Genomic DNA, 19,379 nt, shown 5'->3' with positions numbered 1-19,379 from the left:
TATTCTTGTTGATTTATTATATTTGTTTAGTATCCTCGGTCATTTAATTTGTGGTACATTTCACATCCCTTTTTATAACCATTCTCACACGCCTTACCGGCCCAAGTTTTGGCTTCTTTTTTATCTTGTTTCTCATAATAATAAATCTCGGCTACCTCATATTGCTCCTCTATAGTCTTTTGAGTGGTAGCTTTTTTGAACCATTTTGTAGCTTGCTGATAATCTTGTTTAACTCCTTGACCACGATCGTACATTACCCCCAAATTATATTGAGCCTCTGCATACCCCTGCTCTGCAGCTTTTGTGAACCCTTTTACCGCTTGCTGATAATTTTGTTTAATCTCTTTGCCCTCATAATACAGCATTCCCAAATTATATTGAGCCTCTGCATGCCCCTGTACCGCAGCTTTTGTATACCATTTTTCTACTTGATGATAATCCGTTTCAACAGCATATTCTTTACCATACCTTAACCCCAAAGCAAATTGAGCTTCGGCATACCCTTGCTCTGCAGATTTTATAAACCATTCTATCGCTTGTTGATAATCCCATTTAACACCATATCCGCCACTATACATTATCCCCAAATTATATTGAGCCTCTGCATTCCCTTGCTCTGCAGATTTTATGAACCATTTAATCGCTTGTTGATAATCTTCTTTGACACCATACCCATCAAGATACATCAGTCCCAAATTATTTTGAGCTTCTGCATTTTCTTGCTCTGCAGATTTTATGAACCATTTTACCGCTTGTTGGTAATCATCTTCTACACCTTCACCATCACGGTACATTATCCCTAAATTATATTGCCCTTTCGCATCTCCTTGCTCAGCTAGAGGCTTAAATAGATTAAAAGCGGTTTTAAAATCGCCTTTCTGGTACGCTTGATATGCTTGCTCAAATTGACTTTGACTATCTGCATAAACGGTTGGAATTAAGTTAGAAATTGCAAAAATAACGCTAGCAAATAATTTTTTGGTAAATTTCATTTTGTTTTTACTTCCTTTTCTTTTGTTTATAAATATATTTTCACGAAATACTTACTTTAAGTACCTAATTATATAGTGGAAATTATTCCTCCCGATGTAATTTCTGATAGAGATCACAGCTTTTCGTAAAGGCTTCTTCATACCAATATTTGGCTTTTTGTCTGTCTTGCCTACCCCCTTGCCCTTTATGATACATCTACGCTAAAGTGTATTACACCTTGGTATATCCCAGCTATGTTAACGGCTGAATAAGGCTTGCAGTTTGATGATCGCTATTGAGCAAGAGTAGCCTGTATAAAAATAGTTTTACGCACGGAAATATTTAATATACGCACAAATAATAAACTATTTACTCTACATTGTTTTTTCTTTGAAGAAAAATGCTATTTCACTTCCGCTCCCTTCAACCATTTTCTCACCCAAGCACGGTTGGCGGAGAGGTTTTGTAGAATATTTTCCCCTAAAGGCAAAGGTTCGCCATAAATTAATGATGCCAAGGCTTCGCCGAGTAAAGGGGCAGAGGTGAGCCCACGAGAACCCAATGCGGCACAGAGGAAAAGATTGGGGAAATTGACCGCACTTGGGATCGGTTGCTTGCGACGACGGAGGTTAAAGAGATTATGGTAATCTTCGATCTGTTGGGCAAAGTTTGGTACATTTCCCACCATCGGGGCGAGATCACGTACGGAACAGCGGATACCTATTCGGGCAAGATTGCCTGAGGTATCCACCTCTTGCGTCCAACTTTGTGCAAGATTTTGTTGGAGTTTTTGTTGGTTTTCCCGTTGTTCTTGTTCCCTAAAAGTGCGATCCGTATTATCACGGAGATGGCTTGCACCAATACAGTGGCTACTTTTGGTTTGGTCTGCCGGCGTGAGATAGCCATCGTAGCAGAGTACGGATTTCAGTTTTAATAAATTTTCAGAAGTGGGGATTTGACTGACTTGCCCACGAATCGGATAAAGTGGCAATTTTTCCGTTTGGACAAACTCTGTGATTTTATAACCATTGGCAAGAATCACTACCTCGTGTTCTGTACTATCCTTTTGGGAATGGTGCACCTGCCAACCGAATTGGGTAGGGGAAAGTGCGGTAATTTTTTGCGAAGTTTTGATTTTCACGCCACATTTTTTAAGTAACGCAAAGGTATTTTGCACAAATTGGCGAGGGGCAAGCCAAGCACCTTGGGAAATAAATCCCCCTCCACAAGAAAGGGGTAAGCCGACTTTTTCACTCAACGCTTGAGTATCCAGCATTTCAAAGATTTCATTCGGTAAACCTAATTGGGAAATTTTTTTCAATTTGACCGCACTTTTTTCGTTATAGGCGCATAACGCCACACCACAAAACTCGTGTTCAAATTCAATGCCTTGTTTTATCGCCCAATCAAGTAATTGTTTGCCATAGGAAAAGGCGTGAAGATAAAAATGGATAGTGAGGGGATTATCATCGCTTAGTTGAGGATAAAACGCTCCTTGTTTATTGCCGGAGGCATTGAGTGCAGGTTGTTCATCCTCACAATAAAGGGTGATATTGGCACCCCGTTGAAGTAATGAAATAGCAGTGCAGAGTGAGGCAATCCCTCCGCCAATAATCGCAATATCTTGTTTTTTCATCTTCGCGGTTTGAGGCAAATACCAAGGGGCTGAAAGTGCGGTCGGTTTTGGCTGGTTTTTTTGTCCGCTCAGGCATTCCCGTTTTTTGCCAAATCCTTTACGTTTAGTTACCTCAAACCCGACGAATTCCAGCCCTTTTCTGACCGCACTTGCCGCGGTAAACGTGGCGAAAGTTCCCATTGGTTTGGTGAAACGATACATTTGCTGATATAAGTTTTCGTTCCACATATCGGGATTTTTGCTGGGAGCGAAACCATCTAAAAACCAAGCATCAATACGTTCGTTCATATAATCACCAAGTTGCGGTAAATTTTCAGCCACATCTCCAAACCATAAATCAAGGGTGGTTTCATCAAAATGAATGCGTTGGCAACCTTTAATAGGTGATTGCCAGTAGTCTTGTAACTGTCCGCAGAGTTCAGCAAATTGCGGATAGACTGAATGCGCTTGCTGAAGTGCGGTGAGGTTTAGCGGATATTTTTCAAAGGAAATAAAATAGAGTCGCTTTAATGGTGAATGTTGAAATTGCCGACGAAATTGTCGGAATAATGTGGTGACGGCAAAAAAGTTTAACCCTGTGCCGAAGCCGGTTTCCGCAATCACAAAATGAGCATTTTCATAAGTGAGCCAACGTTCCCATAATTGATTACCTTGTAAAAACACATAATCCGTTTCAGCCAATCCATTCTGATTGGAGAAATAAACATCGTCAAATTTATTGGAAATAGGCGTATTTTCTTCATTAAAATGAATGTCGGCATACTGAACGTTGAACATTTTTATTCCTTTCTTGCATGATCGAATTGACTTATAATAACGGAATTTTCCGGCTTATTGAAATTTGTTGTCGGTATAGGGTTTGGTAGCCTCTAACTGGTCGAACAAATGAATTATTGCTTGAAATATTTTTATTTCGTAGTAGTTTTGAGCCGTTATTTTGACATATGAAACAAAAAGGAAGAAGCAATGAAAAGAGCTGTCATTACAGGCTTTGGTATTATTTCCAGTATTGGTAACAATAAACAAGAAGTGCTTGCATCGTTAAAAGCAGGAAAATCGGGTATTGAAGTGGTGCCTGAATTCGTTGAAATGAAAATGCGTAGTCACGTTGCGGGAACAATTAAATTGGATCCAAGTGAGCATATTGATCGTAAAGTATATCGTTTTATGGGTGATGCGGCGGCTTATGCTTACCTTTCTATGCGTGAAGCTATTGAAGATGCAGGGTTAACCGAAGAGCAAGTTTCCAATGATCGCACGGGCTTGGTTATCGGTGCAGGCACAGGTTCTGCACATAACCAGTTGGTGGCTTGTGATGCAGTGCGTGGGCCTCGTGGGGTAAAAGCTATCGGCCCTTATGCGGTGACGAAAACCATGGCATCCAGTGTTTCAGCCTGTCTTGCCACCCCTTATAAAATTCGTGGGGTAAACTATTCCATCAGTTCTGCTTGTGCCACTTCAGCCCATTGTATTGGTCACGCGTTAGAATTAATCCAATTAGGCAAACAAGATATCGTGTTTGCCGGTGGAGCAGAAGAATTATCTTGGGAATGTGCCACCGAGTTTGATGCAATGGGGGCGGTGTCCACAAAATATAACGATACACCGGAAAAAGCTTCCCGAGCTTATGATGCAAACCGTGATGGTTTCGTGATTGCAGGCGGTGGTGCGGTTGTCGTGGTTGAAGAATTAGAACACGCTCTTGCCCGTGGTGCAAAAATTTATGCAGAAATCGTGGGCTATGGTGCAACCTCTGACGGCTACGATATGGTTGCACCAAGTGGTGAAGGGGCAGAGCGTTGTATGAAACAAGCTATGGCAACGGTGGATAGCCCGATTGATTATATTAATGTTCACGGCACCTCAACGCCGGTGGGGGATGTGAAAGAACTGGGGGCGATTAAAAATGTGTTTGGGGCCAATGTACCGGCCATCTCCTCCACAAAATCTATGACAGGTCACTCTTTAGGGGCGGCAGGGGCGCACGAAGCCATTTATACCCTATTAATGTTGGATAACGATTTCATCGCACCAAGCATTAATATCGAAACCTTAGATGAAGCAGCAGAAGGTTGCAACATTGTGACAGAAACCAAAGAAAATGCCGGTTTGCAAACGGTGATGTCAAACAGTTTCGGTTTTGGTGGAACGAATGCGACCTTAATTTTCAAACGTTATAATGGTTAATTTGTAAAATGATAGAAATCGCACGGTAGAAATATCGTGCGATTTTTTTTACGGACATCAATATGATATTTTCAGCCCACGAATCCCATTTTGAAAATTTTAAATTGGTGCGTGAAATTCGCGTCAATCACTTGTGTTGCCCTTTATCAAATCAATGTGAAACCATGGTACTGAGTCTTTATTCTTATGAGGAAAATCGTGGTTTTATTGACCGCACTTCGCCAGAACTTGCCGGCGTATTTGCCCGTGAAAAGGATAACAAACCCATTGCCACGGTAGATTGGACACCGGAAATGGAAGGTTTTTTTAAACGGGAACGTCAAAACACCGATAAATTTGACCGCACTTGGCGTTTTACGATGGGCGCTAAAATTTGGTTTGCGATGGTAATTTTGCTTATGGGGGGAATGGGCTACGCAACCTATCACAAAGTTCAAAAAGGCGAAAAAATCAATTGGTATATTTTTACCGGCTTATGGGATAGCTATGATGCCACACCGCAGCTTGGCACAAAATATTTTGTTATAACCAAAAATGATGGCATTGTGTGGAAGAGGTTTTGGGTAAAAATTGAGGAAGTGTTGGGGGATAATCGCTATGCCGTTAGCGTTAATACCCATCACAATCCGATAAGCAATTCCAGCAAGAAATTTGATATTCAAACTTTTTTGCAGGATAAAGATTTTGAAGGCAAAATCCTTGTTGAATTTCAACCGCACTTTTCCTCCAACAACAGCGAAACGCAAGCCGCCTTTGTGGATGAACAAAATCATCGCGTTTTTTTCTTACAAAAACCGAGCAAAAAATTATCCCTCGACCAAGTGAAACTACCGCTTTCTGCGCAGGAGGCTTACCGATGAAACACCCTGTTGACAATCCGCAATTTATCCAACGCTATATGTATATCGACAAATTATCCAAGTCAAAAATATTCCCTTTGTTCTTTGGATTTTTCTGGGCGGCCTTGTGTTGGGGAGTGGGTAGCATGAGCTATTATCAAATTCTTCAGGCTGAGGCAGAGCAAAAAGAAATCAGATTATGGCGACCGCTCGCCAGAATTTATGAACTGGCGGGCGCCGATGCGGTTTTGCTGATTTCCCTCTTATTGGGTGTCGGTGCACTCTATTTCGGTTGGCGCAATTATAAAATTAAAAATAGCCCTTTAAGGCGTGATAAATCTGCCAATGATGAGATATTTGAGCCACAAGATAAACGGTTTTATAAGGCAACAGAGCAGGATATAAGGGATTTAGAAAAACAAATAGGGTTTTTATTACCACAAGATTATCGGGCATTTTTATTACGGTATAACGGCGGTTTTCCGACAGCCTGTGTACTGAATGATAATATTATCATTGACTATTTTTATTATTTAGTTACAGATAATCGGGAAGTTCGATTAAGTGACGTTTTTAAGAAAGTACCAAATTATGGTTATGGCTTGCCCATTGCGACGACACTCGCCGGGGATATATTGATTCTCTCTGCGGAAGGGGAAATTCTCTTTTTTGATATTGAAATAATGACTGACGACGATGGGGCGTTTATTTCAGAAATAGAATATGAACCGGAATGGGTTACAGAAAGTTTTACCGCATTATTAGAACAATTATATTAGCGGATAATAAAAATGAATTTTATACATTTTGAACAGGAAACCGTGCCAAATACTCTTTGGTTACATGATTGCGAGTGTACGAATAGTCAGGCGGTTGATAATAAAGTTTACTTTGAATTTGACGATGGATTTGTGGTGTTTAATACCCATTTGGAAAATCAATCGGGAAAACATTTGAAAAGCGATAAATCTTGTATTGTTTTTAGCCATCGTAATTCTGATGTGGAATATCATTATGAAATAGAAATGTTTCATAAGATTTATTTTCTTAATAAATATCTTTTTTACCACGAGGAAATTTATTGATTTTACTCAGTTATGCAAAATGATCAATTCTAAAGAATATGAGTTGATATTTCTTTCTCTTGATAAAACAATAAACCAAGAGAAATATTTTTTAGAGGCTGTATTGGTCAAGAAAAAAACAAGAAAGCATTTCTCTCTGTTTATTAAGATTATGGAAACAACGAATCTTCTTTATCAATGGAATAATTTGTGTTTGGAGCGAGAAATTCGTTGAAATTAATGAATAATAAAGAAATCTCTTTAAAAATCGACCGCACTTCTCTCATAAAAAAAGCCCTGAATGTTCAGGGCTTTCATCTAAGGAGGAGAAGGCAGTTATTTGTCAGATTTACCCAAATTATCAAAGAATTTCTTCACTCCATCTAAAAAGCCGGAGGATTTCGGGCTGTGTTTACTTAACCCTTTACCTTGCAGGCTTTCTTCCAGTTCTTTCAGTAATTCTTTTTGTTTACTATTTAAATTCACTGGAGTTTCCACCACGATACGGCAGATTAAATCGCCGGCATAGCCACGGGCGTTTACGCCTTTGCCACGCATTCGGAAAAGTTTTCCGGTTTGGGTTTCAGCAGGAATTTTAAGTTTTACCCGACCGTCTAAAGTCGGTACTTCAATTTCACCACCGAGTGCCGCAGTGGCAAAGCTAATCGGCACTTCACAATAAAGATTATTGCCATCACGCTCAAAAATATGGTGTGCTTTCACATGAATCACCACATAAAGATCCCCTGCCGGCGCCCCATTTTCACCGGCAGCCCCTTTCCCTGATAGGCGAAGTTGATTGCCCGTATCCACACCTGCAGGGATTTTCACTGAAAGACTTTCTTTTTTATGAACACGACCTTCGCCATGGCAAACATGGCAAGGTTTTTCAATTTTCTTACCCGAACCATGACAGGTTGGACAAATACTTTCAGAAACAAAGAAGCCTTGTTGACGGCGAACACGCCCCGAACCATGGCAGGTTGGACAGGTTTCCACTTTCGAGCCTTTTTCCGCACCCGTGCCTTCACAACTATCACAATGGGCAAGGGTATTGATTTGAATATCTTTGGTGGTGCCTTTTACCGCTTCTTCTAAGTTGATTTCGAGATCATAACGTAAATCTTCACCCCGTACGACACGCTGGCGACTGCGGCTGCCACCACCAAAAATATCACCAAACATATCGCCAAAAATATCGCCAAAATCCGCACCACCGAAACCGCCGCCAAATCCGCCACCGCCGAAACCACCTTGCTCAAAGGCTGCATGGCCGTATTGATCGTAGGCTGCACGTTTTTCTTTATCGCTGAGGATTTCGTAGGCTTCTTGAATGGTTTTGAATTTTTCTTCTTTTTCCTTATCGCCTTGAGTACGATCAGGGTGATATTTCATTGCAAGCTTTTTATAAGCCCGTTTAATTTCTTTTTCGTCTGCACCTTTTGAGATGCCGAGAAGTTCGTAGTAGTCTTGTTTTGCCATAATGTTTTATTTGTAAAATAATGCGAAAAATAGATTGTTTACAGTATGTCATTTACTGGTCATATAAATATTTTTCAGCTCTATAATAATCATTAGCGTCTTTTAGACATTCTCTATAATGTGTAACAGGATGACGAATGGGGGTGTTTATATTCTCTAAGCAATACTCAACTGAATTAAATAGGTCTACATATTCACGACGAATTTTGTCAATTTGTTCATCTTTAATGTAATTTGTAAAAAAAAGTGTTGCTACAAAGACTATAAGAGGGAGTGCTTCTCTCATACTTATTCTCTTTAAATTTACACGAAAAGGGCGTTTTATAACGCCCTTGTTAGTATTAACAAATGGATTATTTGTTATCTTTCACTTCTTCAAACTCAGCATCAACAACGTCATCGTTTGGTTTACTGTTGCTTTGAGCTTGTTCGCCTTGTGGTTGGGCGGTTTGTGCGAGTTTTTGTGCCGCTTCGGCAAGGGCTTGGATTTTCGCTTCAATTGCTGCTTTGTCTTCACCTTTCGCTGCGCTTTCTAAATCACTTAACGCACTTTCAATCGTTGCACGATCTACCGCCGGTACGTTCTCACCCGCTTCTTCCAACTGTTTGCGCGTGCTGTGAACTAAGTGATCCGCTTGGTTGCGGGCTTGCACTAATTCTTCAAATTTACGGTCTGCTTCTGCATTGGCTTCTGCATCACGCACCATTTGTTGAATTTCTTCATCACTTAAACCGGAAGAGGCTTTGATAGTAATTTGTTGTTCTTTGCCCGTGCCTTTATCTTTCGCTGAAACGTGAATGATACCGTCTGCGTCAATATCGAAAGTCACTTCAATTTGTGGCATACCGCGTGGTGCAGGGTTGATGCCTTCAAGGTTAAATTGACCTAAGGATTTATTGGCTGACGCTTGTTTACGTTCACCTTGTAACACATGAATGGTTACCGCACTTTGGTTATCTTCTGCCGTTGAGAACACCTGTGATTTCTTCGTTGGAATTGTCGTGTTTTTCTCAATTAAGGAGGTCATCACACCGCCCATGGTTTCGATACCCAATGATAACGGGGTCACGTCTAACAATAAGACATCTTTCACATCACCGGCTAATACACCGCCTTGTACTGCCGCACCGATAGCCACTGCTTCATCCGGGTTAACATCTTTACGCGGTGCTTTGCCAAAGAATTTTTCCACTTCTTGTTGAACAAGCGGCATACGGGTTTGACCACCCACTAAAATCACATCGTCAATTTCAGAAGCACTGAGACCGGCATCTTTTAACGCAATGCGAATCGGCTCAAGGGATTTCGCCACTAAATCTTCAACAAGCGATTCTAATTTCGCACGGGTTAATTTAATGTTTAAGTGTTTTGGCCCAGTTGCATCTGCGGTGATGTAAGGAAGATTAACATCGGTTTGTTGTGCAGACGAAAGCTCGATTTTCGCTTTTTCTGCCGCTTCTTTTAAACGTTGCATTGCAAGTGGGTCGTTGCGTAAATCAATACCTTGCTCTTTTTTGAACTCATCCACTAAATAGTTGATGACACGGGTATCAAAATCTTCACCCCCTAAGTGGGTATCCCCGTTGGTTGCCAATACTTCAAAGGTTTTTTCCCCCCCCACTTCATCAATTTCGATGATGGATAAGTCGAAAGTACCGCCCCCTAAGTCATAGACTGCGATGGTTTTGTTGCCTTGACCTTTATCTAAACCATAAGCTAATGCTGCAGCCGTTGGTTCGTTAATGATACGTTTCACTTCTAAACCTGCGATACGGCCTGCATCTTTGGTAGCTTGACGCTGTGCATCGTTAAAGTATGCCGGCACAGTAATAACCGCTTCGGTTACCGGTTCGCCTAAGAAATCTTCGGCAGTTTTCTTCATTTTTTTCAATACTTCGGCAGAGATTTGCGGTGGGGCAAGTTTGTCGCCTTTCACATTAACCCACGCATCGCCGTTATCCGCACGGGCAATTTCAAACGGCATAATGTCGATATCACGTTTCACTTCTTCATCTTCAAAACGGCGACCGATTAAACGTTTGATCGCAAATAATGTATTTTTCGGGTTTGTGACCGCTTGGCGTTTTGCCGGTTGGCCGACTAAGGTTTCATTGTCATTGGTATAAGCAATGATTGACGGGGTGGTGCGATCACCTTCTGCATTTTCAATAACGCGTGGTTTATCACCATCCATTACTGCGACACAAGAGTTAGTCGTACCTAAATCAATACCAATAATTTTTCCCATTTTTTTCTCCTAATTAAATTTTTAAATTAAGTGTAATTCATTACGAATTGTAAGATGTGGATACTTCTTCGCATTTCAAGAGAGAATGAAAAAATTTTTATTTCCCATTAAAAGTGCGGTCGTTTCCGTTCTTGTTTGGCAAAATAAGAGCAAATTGGCAAACTTCAAGGGGAGTGTTGAATTTTTTCATTATCGGGTGGCAAAAATTCAAAACTACGGTAGAATTATTCATAAATCACTGGAGTGATTTATTCATCCCTTCGGGGCTGTTGGTCAAGCCAACGTTCAAAAAACGTTGTTTTTGTGACCGCAGTTTTATGTCTTATTATCAAAAGGATAAATTATGAAAAAATCAAAAATTGCTATGGGTGTTATTGCGGTGTTAGGGGCGGCTTGGCTAGGCGGCACTTGGTTTACCGCGCAAAAAGCGGAAACGGAATATCACCGTCAAATTGAGCTGGCGAATCAACAATTTCAAAGGGCAGGCTTGTCGGATTCCTTCAAGGTTGAGTATAAAAACAAGCAATTTGATCGTGGCTTTTTTAGCTCGCAAATTGAGGATGAGTTGATCCTTTCTTTCGCAGGTGAAGAAAAACAATGGATCATCCCTTTTTCAAGCAAACTTTATCACGGTCCTTTGCCGCTCAATCAACTGGCAAAATTTCATTTGATGCCGGCAATGTTTGCACTGGAAGGGGCTGTGGGTAAAAATGATACTACCCAGCCGTTGTTTGATGTCATCAAATCAGATAAGCCGATTCAGTACCAAGCTACAACAGGTTATGGGTTAACCACATACGGGACATTAAAGGTGCTAGGCGGTGAGCTTGTACAATCCGGCAAAAATAAAATGGCTTGGTCGGATGTGACGATGGATTTAGAGGTGAATAAAGACTTTTCCAGTTCATATAGTCTTTCGGCAGATAAGCTGATTTCTGATTATGCCATTGGTGCTGATACGGGAAATTTTGATGATTCAAATATTTTTGAATCAGGAAAAATTGAGTTGAAAGGTATGAAATCCAGTTCGAACATTGCGCCAACGAAATGGGCATATCTCTACACCGGAAAGGGAAACGCCTCCATTGAAAGTATGGCAATGACCACGCTGCATAAAGACGGAACTGTCTCATCTGTTGTGGAAAAAGGTATAAAAGGTACATCTGAAGTGACCTTGGACGGGGACTTTATCAGTGTTAAAAGCACAAATAATATGGAGTCGCTCCTAGTTGATGATAAAGATTTGGGAAAATTTAGCTACAACTTAGAGTTTAACCATCTTGAAGCCAATGCGGTTAATGCGCTGTTTGAGTCTATTGTTACAGTGTTCAAAGAAAAAAAATCGGGCGATTTTATGGCAATAAATCAAATTATTGATGTCTGGGCGAAACAACATGGCATGACAATTTTTAATAATCAGCCACAATTTAAATTTAACCCTATCTCAATTTCCGATAATCAAGGCAAAGTATCCTTTGATATGAATATCGCTTTAGCCAAAGATCCGAAATTTGATCTAATGCGTGGCAGTTTGTATAAACAATTTACGGATTTTTCCGTGGATATTCAGGTGGATAAAGCAACGGCTGAGAACATTCTCACTAAATTTGCCCCAGAAGAAGATAAAGCCAATATTAAGGCGAAAATTGAGGAAATGGCAGAAGAAGCAGCAGGCAAAGGCATTGCCGTCAATAATGAGAAATCCGTGACGATGAAACTGGTGCTTAAAAACGGCGAATTGAAATTAAACGGTCAAGTTGTGCCAGAAGAACAAGCACAAGGCGTGATCTTTATGTTATTAATGAGTGCCGCAATGGCGCATTAAAGATAATGCTTTGATAAAATAAAGGAGATAAAGCAATTTATCTCCTTTTTGTTTTTTAAAGAGCGGTTGTAAAAAACAACGTTCTTTAAACGTTGGCTCTGCCAATGGTTTCGTGAGAGGTGAACAAACGAATGCCCGGGTTTGTGAAAAATTTTTACGGCGTTTTAACCCAAACGCTCTTTTAAATAACCCTCGTAATCGGGAATTTCAATATCAATATTTTGTGCAAAAAGCGGCGAGGTGAGCAAAAAATCCGCCGAAGCTTGGTTGATGGCGACCGGGATATTCCACACGGTAGCAATACGCATTAGGGCTTTCACATCGGGATCGTGTGGGGCGGCATTCATTGGATCCCAAAAGAAAATCAGCATATCAATTTTCTTTTCAGCAATCAGCCCGCCGAGTTGCTGATCGCCGCCCATTGGGCCGCTCAATAGCGGTTGAATATTGAGACCGGTTTCCCGAGCCAGTAAATGCCCTGTTGTTCCCGTTGCGTAAAGTTGGTGCGGGTTAAGGGCGGATTGATGTTTTTTTGCCCATTGAATGAGGCTTTGCTTACAGCTGTCATGTGCCACCAGAGCAATGCGCTTATATTGAGAGAGTGTGCGGGTTGTTGATTTCATCGTGATTTCCTTGATTTTGAAAGATGAGAAAACTTTAAATTAAAGAGAAGAGTGATGCAAGGTTTTGATTATCGCTTTAATTACTTTGTTAAAACTTTTCAGAAAAGAACCGCACTTTCTTCAATTGGCTTAAATATTTTGCGGAGAAAAGCCTCACTTTGGTGAAAATTTACTATCTTTATTTAAAAAAATCTTCTAAAATTTATAAGATTTGTTAAATGTTTGTAAATTGAAACAGGCATTTTGATATTCGTGTTTGGTTTTAAACCGAACTAATTTTCACTTGATTAACAGATAAGGAAAACCTATGTCTGAGATTTTAAAAAATGACATTGATCCAATCGAAACCCAAGATTGGTTACAATCATTAGATTCTTTGATTCGTGAAGAAGGTGTTGAGCGTGCGCAATACATTATTGAGCAAGTGATCGGTCAAGCGCGTATTAATGGAGTTTCATTGCCGACAGGCGTAACCACTGATTATGTCAATACGATTCCTGTTTCAGAGCAGCCTGTTTATCCGGGTAACCGTGAGATCGAGCGTCGTATTCGTTCTGCGGTACGTTGGAATGCCATTGCAATGGTTTTGCGTAGTCAGAAAAAAGATCTCGACTTAGGTGGTCATATTTCGACTTTCCAATCTGCTGCCACCATGTATGAAGTGTGCTACAACCACTTCTTTAGAGCCGCAACCGAGAAAAATGGTGGTGATTTAATTTTCTTCCAAGGTCATGCTGCACCGGGAATGTACGCCCGTGCTTTCTTAGAAGGTCGTATTACGGAAGAACAAATGGATAATTTCCGCCAAGAAGCCTTTGTCGATGGATTATCTTCATACCCTCATCCAAAATTAATGCCTGAATTCTGGCAGTTCTCAACAGTTTCTATGGGGTTAGGTCCGGTTAATGCGATTTATCAAGCCCGTTTCTTAAAATACTTAGATAATCGTGGTTTAAAAGATACGAAAAGTCAGAAAGTCTATGCCTTCTTAGGTGATGGTGAAATGGATGAAATTGAGTCTAAAGGCGCATTAACTTTTGCCGCCCGTGAAGGATTGGATAACTTAATTTTCACTGTAAGCTGTAATTTACAACGCTTAGACGGTCCGGTAAACGGTAATGGTAAAATCGTTCAAGAGTTAGAAGGTTTGTTCACCGGTGCGGGTTGGGAAGTCATCAAAGTGTTATGGGCAGGTAACTGGGATAAACTCTTTGAGAAAGACACGTCAGGTAAGTTAACTCAATTAATGATGGAAGTGGTTGATGGTGATTATTTAACCTTCAAATCCAAAGATGGTGCCTATGTTCGTGAACATTTCTTCGGGCGTTATCCGGAAACTGCCGCATTAGTTGCGGATATGACCGATGATGAAATTTGGGCGTTACGTCGTGGTGCCCATGATGCCGAAAAACTCTATGCCGCTTATGCAAAAGCACAAAATGCGACAAAACCGGTTGTGATTTTAGCGCAACAAGTAAAAGGCTATAAAATTCCTGAAGCGGAAAGTAAAAATACCGCTCACCAATCTAAAAAAATGTCTTATGAGAGCCTTAAAGGTTTCCGTGATTACTTCCATTTACCCCTCACAGACGAACAAGTTGAAAAATTGGAATACATTAAATTCCCGGAAGGTTCAGAAGAGTACAACTATTTACACGGTCAGCGTAAAGCGTTAGACGGTTATGTGCCGGCACGCAAACCGAAATTTGATGTGGAATATCCGGTTCCGGCATTAGATGAATTTAAAGCATTATTAGATGCCCAGCCTCGTGGTATTTCAACGACAATGGCATTTTCCCGTGTATTAAATACCTTATTAAAAGATAAAAATATCGGTAAAACCATTGTGCCAATTATCGCTGATGAAGCCCGTACTTTTGGTATGGAAGGCTTATTCCGTCAAATCGGTATTTACAATCCGCACGGTCAAAACTATGTGCCTTCAGACCGTGACTTAGTGGCATACTACCGTGAAGCGAAAGATGGTCAAGTATTACAAGAAGGGATCAACGAATTGGGGGCAACGGCTTCTTGGGTGGCGGCTGCAACCTCATATTCTGTGAGCAACCGTCCAATGATTCCATTTTTCATTTATTACTCCATGTTTGGTTTCCAACGTGTGGGCGATATGATGTGGTTAGCCGGTGACCAATTGGCTCGTGGTTTTATGATAGGCGGTACATCCGGTCGAACCACTTTAAACGGTGAAGGGTTACAACATGAAGATGGCCATAGCCATATTCAAGCAGGAGTTATCCCTAACTGTATCACTTACGATCCGTCTTTTGCCTTTGAAGTGGCAGTTATCGTTCAAGACGGTATTCGTCGTATGTATGGTGAAAAACAAGAAGATGTGTTCTATTACATCACCACATTAAATGAAGTGACAGAACAACCTGCAATGCCGGCAGGCGCAGAAGAGGGGATCCGTAAAGGGTTATATAAATTTGAGACAGTAGAAGGCAAAGGCAAAGGCCATGTTCAGCTATTAGGTTCAGGGGCAATTATGCGCCACGTTCGTGAAGCTGCACAAATTCTTGCTAACGACTATGGAGTGACTTCAGATGTTTTCTCTGCACCATCATTTAACGAGTTAGCGCGTGATGGGCACGATGTAGCACGTTGGAACTTATTCCACCCAACAGAAACACAACGTGTACCTTATGTGGCACAAGTGCTTGCGGATTTACCAACGGTTGCGTCAACGGATTATATTAAAGCCTATGCAGATCAAATCCGTGCATTTGTTCCAACCCAACATTACCATGTATTGGGTACAGATGGTTTTGGTCGCTCAGACAGCCGTGCAAATTTACGCGAACATTTTGAAGTTGATGAACGTTATATCGTGGTTGCTGCACTTTCTCAATTGGCGAAAGAAGGAACGGTAACCAACCAAGTTGTTGCAGATGCTATTGCGAAATTCGGTTTAGATATTGATCGTATCAACCCGCTTTATGCGTAATTGATGAAAACTGCGGTCAAAAATTTTCACAAATTTGACCGCACTTTATAAAGGAAAAAAATATGTCAAAACAAATTCAAATTCCTGATATTGGTAGCGATGAAGTGACGGTAACGGAAGTCATGGTAAAAGTGGGCGATACCATTGAAGTGGATCAAAGCATTATTAATGTTGAAGGTGATAAAGCATCAATGGAAGTGCCTGCTCCGGAAGCGGGTGTTGTCAAAGAAGTGTTGGTGAAAGTAGGCGATAAAGTCACAACAGGCACACCAATGCTTGTATTGGATTCCAACGCAACCACAGCGCCGGCACAAGAAGCGGCTCAAACAGAGGAAACTCCTACAGCAGCAAGTCTTGTAGAGGTAAATGTACCGGATATTGGCTCTGATGAAGTGAACGTTACCGAAATTATGGTGAAAGTGGGTGATGCTGTTGAAGTGGATCAATCCATCATCAACGTAGAGGGCGATAAAGCTTCCATGGAAGTGCCGGCGCCAATTGCCGGTGTGGTAAAAGAAATTTTAATCAATGTTGGCGATAAGGTCTCTACCGGTAAATTGATTATGAAATTTGAAGTGGCAGGCAGTGCGCCGGCAGCTTCAGCACCAGTTCAAGAAGCGACTGCTCCAGTGGCAAGCGCATCTGCGATTAAAGAGGTGAATGTACCGGATATCGGTGGCGATGAAGTCAATGTCACCGAAATTATGGTTGCGGTTGGGGATAGCGTTTCTGAAGAGCAATCTCTGATTACTGTTGAAGGGGATAAAGCTTCAATGGAAGTACCGGCACCATTTGCAGGTACTGTCAAAGAAATTTTAGTGAAATCAGGCGATAAAATTTCAACCGGTTCATTAATTATGCGTTTTGAAGTGGCAGGTGCAGCACCTGTTGCCGCACCGGCTGCTCAAGCAGCGCCTTCACAACCACCTGTAGCGCCAACAGCAACACAAACTGCTGCAGCAACACAAAGTGGTAATGTATCCGGTTTAAGCCAAGAGCAAGTCGTCGCTAGCGCCGGTTATGCTCATGCAACACCAGTAATTCGCCGTTTAGCCCGTGAGTTTGGCATTAATTTAGATAAGGTCAAAGGAACAGGGCGTAAAGGCCGTATTGTTAAAGAAGATATTGAAGCCTATGTGAAAACCGCAGTGAAAGCCTATGAAAGTGGAGCAACCTCAGCAGCGGCAGGTAATGGCGTGGCAAATGGTGCAGGCTTGGGCTTATTACCATGGCCGAAAGTGGATTTCAGTAAATTTGGTGAAATTGAGGAAGTGGAATTAAGCCGTATCAATAAGATTTCAGGCGCAAATTTACACCGAAACTGGGTGATGATCCCACATGTTACTCACTTTGATAAAGCGGATATCACCGATTTAGAAGCCTTCCGTAAAGAACAAAATGTGTTGGCGGAAAAACAAAAATTGGGCGTGAAAATTACCCCTGTTGTCTTTATTATGAAAGCCGTGGCGAAAGCCTTGGAAGCCTATCCTCGTTTCAACAGCTCAATTACAGAAGATGCACAACGCCTGATCTTGAAAAAATACATCAATATCGGCGTCGCAGTGGATACACCAAATGGCTTAGTGGTACCGGTGTTTAAAAATGTGAACAAAAAAGGCATTATCGAACTTTCTCGTGAGTTAATGGAAGTCTCGAAAAAAGCCCGTGAAGGTAAACTTTCTGCATCGGATATGCAAGGGGGCTGTTTCACTATTTCAAGCCTTGGTGGTATCGGAACCACGCATTTTGCACCAATCGTCAATGCACCGGAAGTGGCAATTTTAGGGGTGTCTAAATCCTCTATGGAACCGGTATGGAATGGCAAAGAATTTGCCCCTCGCTTAATTCTTCCAATGTCATTATCTTTCGACCACCGTGTGATCGATGGTGCTGATGGTGCCCGTTTCATTAGCTACATTGGCTCTGTATTAGCGGATTTACGCCGCTTGATTATGTAATCAATCACGCCTCTCGAGTTTGAGGGGCGTTTTTTAAATGTTCCTGATTGCTCAAAAGAGCGGTCAATAATTTCAACGTTTTTACGAGGTAAAAATGAGTAAAGAAATTAAAACCCAAGTGGTTGTACTTGGTGCCGGTCCGGCAGGTTACTCCGCAGCATTTCGCTGTGCGGATCTTGGCTTAGAAACTGTGCTTGTTGAACGTTATTCTACGCTTGGCGGTGTCTGTTTAAACGTAGGTTGTATTCCTTCAAAAGCCTTATTACACGTGGCGAAAGTGATTGAAGAAGCAAAGCACGCAGAAAAAAATGGGGTTTATTTTAGTGAACCTAAAATTGATTTAGACCAAGTTCGTGCCGGTAAAGATGCGGTGGTGGCTAAATTAACGGGCGGTCTTGCGGGGATGGCAAAACAGCGTAAAGTCACTGTGGTTGAAGGCTTAGCGACATTTACCGATCCGAACACGCTTGTGGCACGTGATCGTGATGGTAACCCAACCACCATTAAATTCGACAATGCCATTATCGCAGCCGGTTCCCGCCCAATTGAATTACCTTTCATTCCACACGAAGATCCACGTATTTGGAATTCAACGGATGCCCTTAAATTAAAAGAAGTACCAAAAAAATTACTCATCATGGGTGGTGGCATTATCGGTTTAGAAATGGGAACGGTTTATCACGCACTGGGTTCTGAGATTGAAGTGGTGGAAATGTTCGACCAAGTGATTCCGGCTGCGGATAAAGACGTAGTGGCGATCTACACCAAACAAATCGAGAAAAAATTCAAGCTTATGCTCGAAACCAAGGTAACTGCGGTTGAAGCAAAAGATGACGGTATCTATGTTTCAATGGAAGGAAAGGCCTGCAACGACACGAAACGTTATGATGCCGTATTAGTCGCTATTGGTCGTGTGCCGAATGGTAAATTGATTGATGCGGGTAAAGCAGGCGTTGAAGTGGATGACCGTGGATTTATTCACGTGGATAAACAAATGCGTACCAATGTACCGCATATCTTTGCTATTGGGGATATTGTCGGTCAGCCGATGCTTGCTCATAAAGGTGTTCACGAAGGTCATATCGCAGCAGAAGTGATTGCAGGACAAAAACATTATTTTGATCCAAAAGTGATCCCATCCATTGCCTATACCGAACCTGAAGTGGCGTGGGTAGGGAAAACGGAAAAAGAATGTAAACAAGAAGGCTTAAATTATGAAGTGGCGAAGTTCCCATGGGCTGCCTCTGGTCGTGCCATTGCTTCTGAATGTTCAGAAGGGATGACAAAACTTATCTTTGACAAAGAGACACATCGTCTATTAGGTGGTGCGATTGTGGGTGCCAACGGGGGTGAATTGCTCGGTGAAATTGGGTTAGCCATTGAAATGGGTTGTGATGCGGAAGATATTGCCTTAACTATTCACGCTCACCCAACTTTACATGAGTCCGTTGGTTTAGCCGCTGAGGTATTTGAAGGCTCGGTTACCGATCTCCCAAATGCCAAAGCGAAGAAAAAATAATTCCTTCATAGGATAAAAAGGCAATCCTGAGCGATTGCCTTTTTGTGAAATATTTCACAA

Annotated in this window: 14 protein-coding genes; 8 read left to right on the top strand and 6 right to left on the bottom strand. The window is 41.5% G+C overall.

All coding sequences use genetic code 11. The annotated features are described in order from the left end of the window. Positions 1-26: 26 nt before the first annotated feature. A complete protein-coding gene (locus BKK52_RS07190) occupies positions 27-992 on the bottom strand; it encodes a tetratricopeptide repeat protein (protein ID WP_077474239.1) in 966 nt (321 codons plus the stop codon). Positions 993-1,375: 383 nt separating this feature from the next. Further along, positions 1,376-3,385, bottom strand: coding sequence for a bifunctional tRNA (5-methylaminomethyl-2-thiouridine)(34)-methyltransferase MnmC2/FAD-dependent 5-carboxymethylaminomethyl-2-thiouridine(34) oxidoreductase MnmC1 (gene mnmC / locus BKK52_RS07185; RefSeq protein WP_077474240.1), 2,010 nt, complete (start codon positions 3,383-3,385; stop codon positions 1,376-1,378). A 189-nt stretch (positions 3,386-3,574) separates the two neighbouring features. Here mnmC and fabB point away from each other — a divergent pair, with 189 nt between their 5' ends. The 4 genes from fabB (at position 3,575) to BKK52_RS07165 (ending at position 6,719) form a co-directional block, all read left to right on the top strand. Then, positions 3,575-4,795: a beta-ketoacyl-ACP synthase I gene (fabB, locus tag BKK52_RS07180; RefSeq protein ID WP_077421383.1), complete on the top strand. Its 1,221-nt coding sequence runs from the start codon at positions 3,575-3,577 to the stop codon at positions 4,793-4,795. 62 nt (positions 4,796-4,857) lie between these two features. Next, entirely contained in the window at positions 4,858-5,655 is a 798-nt protein-coding gene (locus BKK52_RS07175) for a hypothetical protein (RefSeq protein ID WP_077478388.1), read from the top strand. Further along, entirely contained in the window at positions 5,652-6,413 is a 762-nt protein-coding gene (locus tag BKK52_RS07170; protein ID WP_077421381.1) for an SMI1/KNR4 family protein, read from the top strand. Before BKK52_RS07175 ends, BKK52_RS07170 begins: the two co-directional genes overlap by 4 nt. 12 nt (positions 6,414-6,425) lie before the next feature. Beyond that, positions 6,426-6,719: a hypothetical protein gene (locus BKK52_RS07165; protein WP_077474798.1), complete on the top strand. Its 294-nt coding sequence runs from the start codon at positions 6,426-6,428 to the stop codon at positions 6,717-6,719. 315 nt (positions 6,720-7,034) lie between these two features. Here the strand turns inward: BKK52_RS07165 and dnaJ are convergent, their stop codons facing one another. The 3 genes from dnaJ to dnaK all read right to left on the bottom strand — a co-directional run bounded on the left by dnaJ (position 7,035) and on the right by dnaK (position 10,429). Next, positions 7,035-8,180 (bottom strand): molecular chaperone DnaJ, encoded by a 1,146-nt coding sequence (dnaJ, locus tag BKK52_RS07155; RefSeq protein WP_077421803.1) that lies wholly within the window; start codon positions 8,178-8,180, stop codon positions 7,035-7,037. A 52-nt stretch (positions 8,181-8,232) separates the two neighbouring features. Beyond that, positions 8,233-8,466, bottom strand: a complete 234-nt coding sequence (locus BKK52_RS07150) for a hypothetical protein (protein WP_077478387.1) — start codon at positions 8,464-8,466, stop codon at positions 8,233-8,235. A 67-nt stretch (positions 8,467-8,533) separates the two neighbouring features. Continuing rightward, positions 8,534-10,429 carry a molecular chaperone DnaK gene (dnaK, locus tag BKK52_RS07145; protein WP_077478386.1) on the bottom strand — a complete coding sequence of 632 codons (1,896 nt, stop codon included), beginning with the start codon at positions 10,427-10,429 and terminating at the stop codon, positions 8,534-8,536. Between the two features lie 343 nt (positions 10,430-10,772). Between dnaK and BKK52_RS07140 the strand changes: the two genes are divergently transcribed. Next, positions 10,773-12,254: a YdgA family protein gene (locus BKK52_RS07140; protein WP_077478384.1), complete on the top strand. Its 1,482-nt coding sequence runs from the start codon at positions 10,773-10,775 to the stop codon at positions 12,252-12,254. A gap of 164 nt (positions 12,255-12,418) precedes the next feature. On the opposite strand, the gene mgsA is transcribed toward BKK52_RS07140, so the two are convergent. Then, positions 12,419-12,877 carry a methylglyoxal synthase gene (gene mgsA / locus BKK52_RS07135; protein ID WP_077478383.1) on the bottom strand — a complete coding sequence of 153 codons (459 nt, stop codon included), beginning with the start codon at positions 12,875-12,877 and terminating at the stop codon, positions 12,419-12,421. 307 nt (positions 12,878-13,184) lie between these two features. Between mgsA and aceE the strand changes: the two genes are divergently transcribed. The 3 genes from aceE (at position 13,185) to lpdA (ending at position 19,319) form a co-directional block, all read left to right on the top strand. Further along, the gene (aceE, locus tag BKK52_RS07130) at positions 13,185-15,842 is read left to right on the top strand and encodes a pyruvate dehydrogenase (acetyl-transferring), homodimeric type (RefSeq protein ID WP_077478381.1); all 2,658 of its coding nucleotides are present in this window, start codon (positions 13,185-13,187) and stop codon (positions 15,840-15,842) included. 62 nt (positions 15,843-15,904) lie between these two features. Next, complete coding sequence (aceF, locus tag BKK52_RS07125) at positions 15,905-17,800, top strand: pyruvate dehydrogenase complex dihydrolipoyllysine-residue acetyltransferase (RefSeq protein WP_077478380.1); 1,896 nt, start codon at positions 15,905-15,907, stop codon at positions 17,798-17,800. A gap of 94 nt (positions 17,801-17,894) precedes the next feature. Continuing rightward, positions 17,895-19,319 (top strand): dihydrolipoyl dehydrogenase, encoded by a 1,425-nt coding sequence (gene lpdA, locus BKK52_RS07120; RefSeq protein WP_077421809.1) that lies wholly within the window; start codon positions 17,895-17,897, stop codon positions 19,317-19,319. Positions 19,320-19,379: the final 60 nt, after the last annotated feature.

The sequence above is a fragment of the Rodentibacter trehalosifermentans genome (genome assembly GCF_002000545.1).
GTDB classification, from domain to species: domain Bacteria; phylum Pseudomonadota; class Gammaproteobacteria; order Enterobacterales; family Pasteurellaceae; genus Rodentibacter; species Rodentibacter trehalosifermentans.
This window is presented reverse-complemented; position numbering and strand designations above follow the sequence as displayed.

Coding starts and splice junctions, on each gene's coding strand:
- BKK52_RS07190 (WP_077474239.1), bottom strand. CDS start 992: ATGAAATTTACCAAAAAATTATTTGCTAGCGTTATTTTTGCAATTTCT.
- mnmC (WP_077474240.1), bottom strand. CDS start 3,385: ATGTTCAACGTTCAGTATGCCGACATTCATTTTAATGAAGAAAATACG.
- fabB (WP_077421383.1), top strand. CDS start 3,575: ATGAAAAGAGCTGTCATTACAGGCTTTGGTATTATTTCCAGTATTGGT.
- BKK52_RS07175 (WP_077478388.1), top strand. CDS start 4,858: ATGATATTTTCAGCCCACGAATCCCATTTTGAAAATTTTAAATTGGTG.
- BKK52_RS07170 (WP_077421381.1), top strand. CDS start 5,652: ATGAAACACCCTGTTGACAATCCGCAATTTATCCAACGCTATATGTAT.
- BKK52_RS07165 (WP_077474798.1), top strand. CDS start 6,426: ATGAATTTTATACATTTTGAACAGGAAACCGTGCCAAATACTCTTTGG.
- dnaJ (WP_077421803.1), bottom strand. CDS start 8,180: ATGGCAAAACAAGACTACTACGAACTTCTCGGCATCTCAAAAGGTGCA.
- BKK52_RS07150 (WP_077478387.1), bottom strand. CDS start 8,466: ATGAGAGAAGCACTCCCTCTTATAGTCTTTGTAGCAACACTTTTTTTT.
- dnaK (WP_077478386.1), bottom strand. CDS start 10,429: ATGGGAAAAATTATTGGTATTGATTTAGGTACGACTAACTCTTGTGTC.
- BKK52_RS07140 (WP_077478384.1), top strand. CDS start 10,773: ATGAAAAAATCAAAAATTGCTATGGGTGTTATTGCGGTGTTAGGGGCG.
- mgsA (WP_077478383.1), bottom strand. CDS start 12,877: ATGAAATCAACAACCCGCACACTCTCTCAATATAAGCGCATTGCTCTG.
- aceE (WP_077478381.1), top strand. CDS start 13,185: ATGTCTGAGATTTTAAAAAATGACATTGATCCAATCGAAACCCAAGAT.
- aceF (WP_077478380.1), top strand. CDS start 15,905: ATGTCAAAACAAATTCAAATTCCTGATATTGGTAGCGATGAAGTGACG.
- lpdA (WP_077421809.1), top strand. CDS start 17,895: ATGAGTAAAGAAATTAAAACCCAAGTGGTTGTACTTGGTGCCGGTCCG.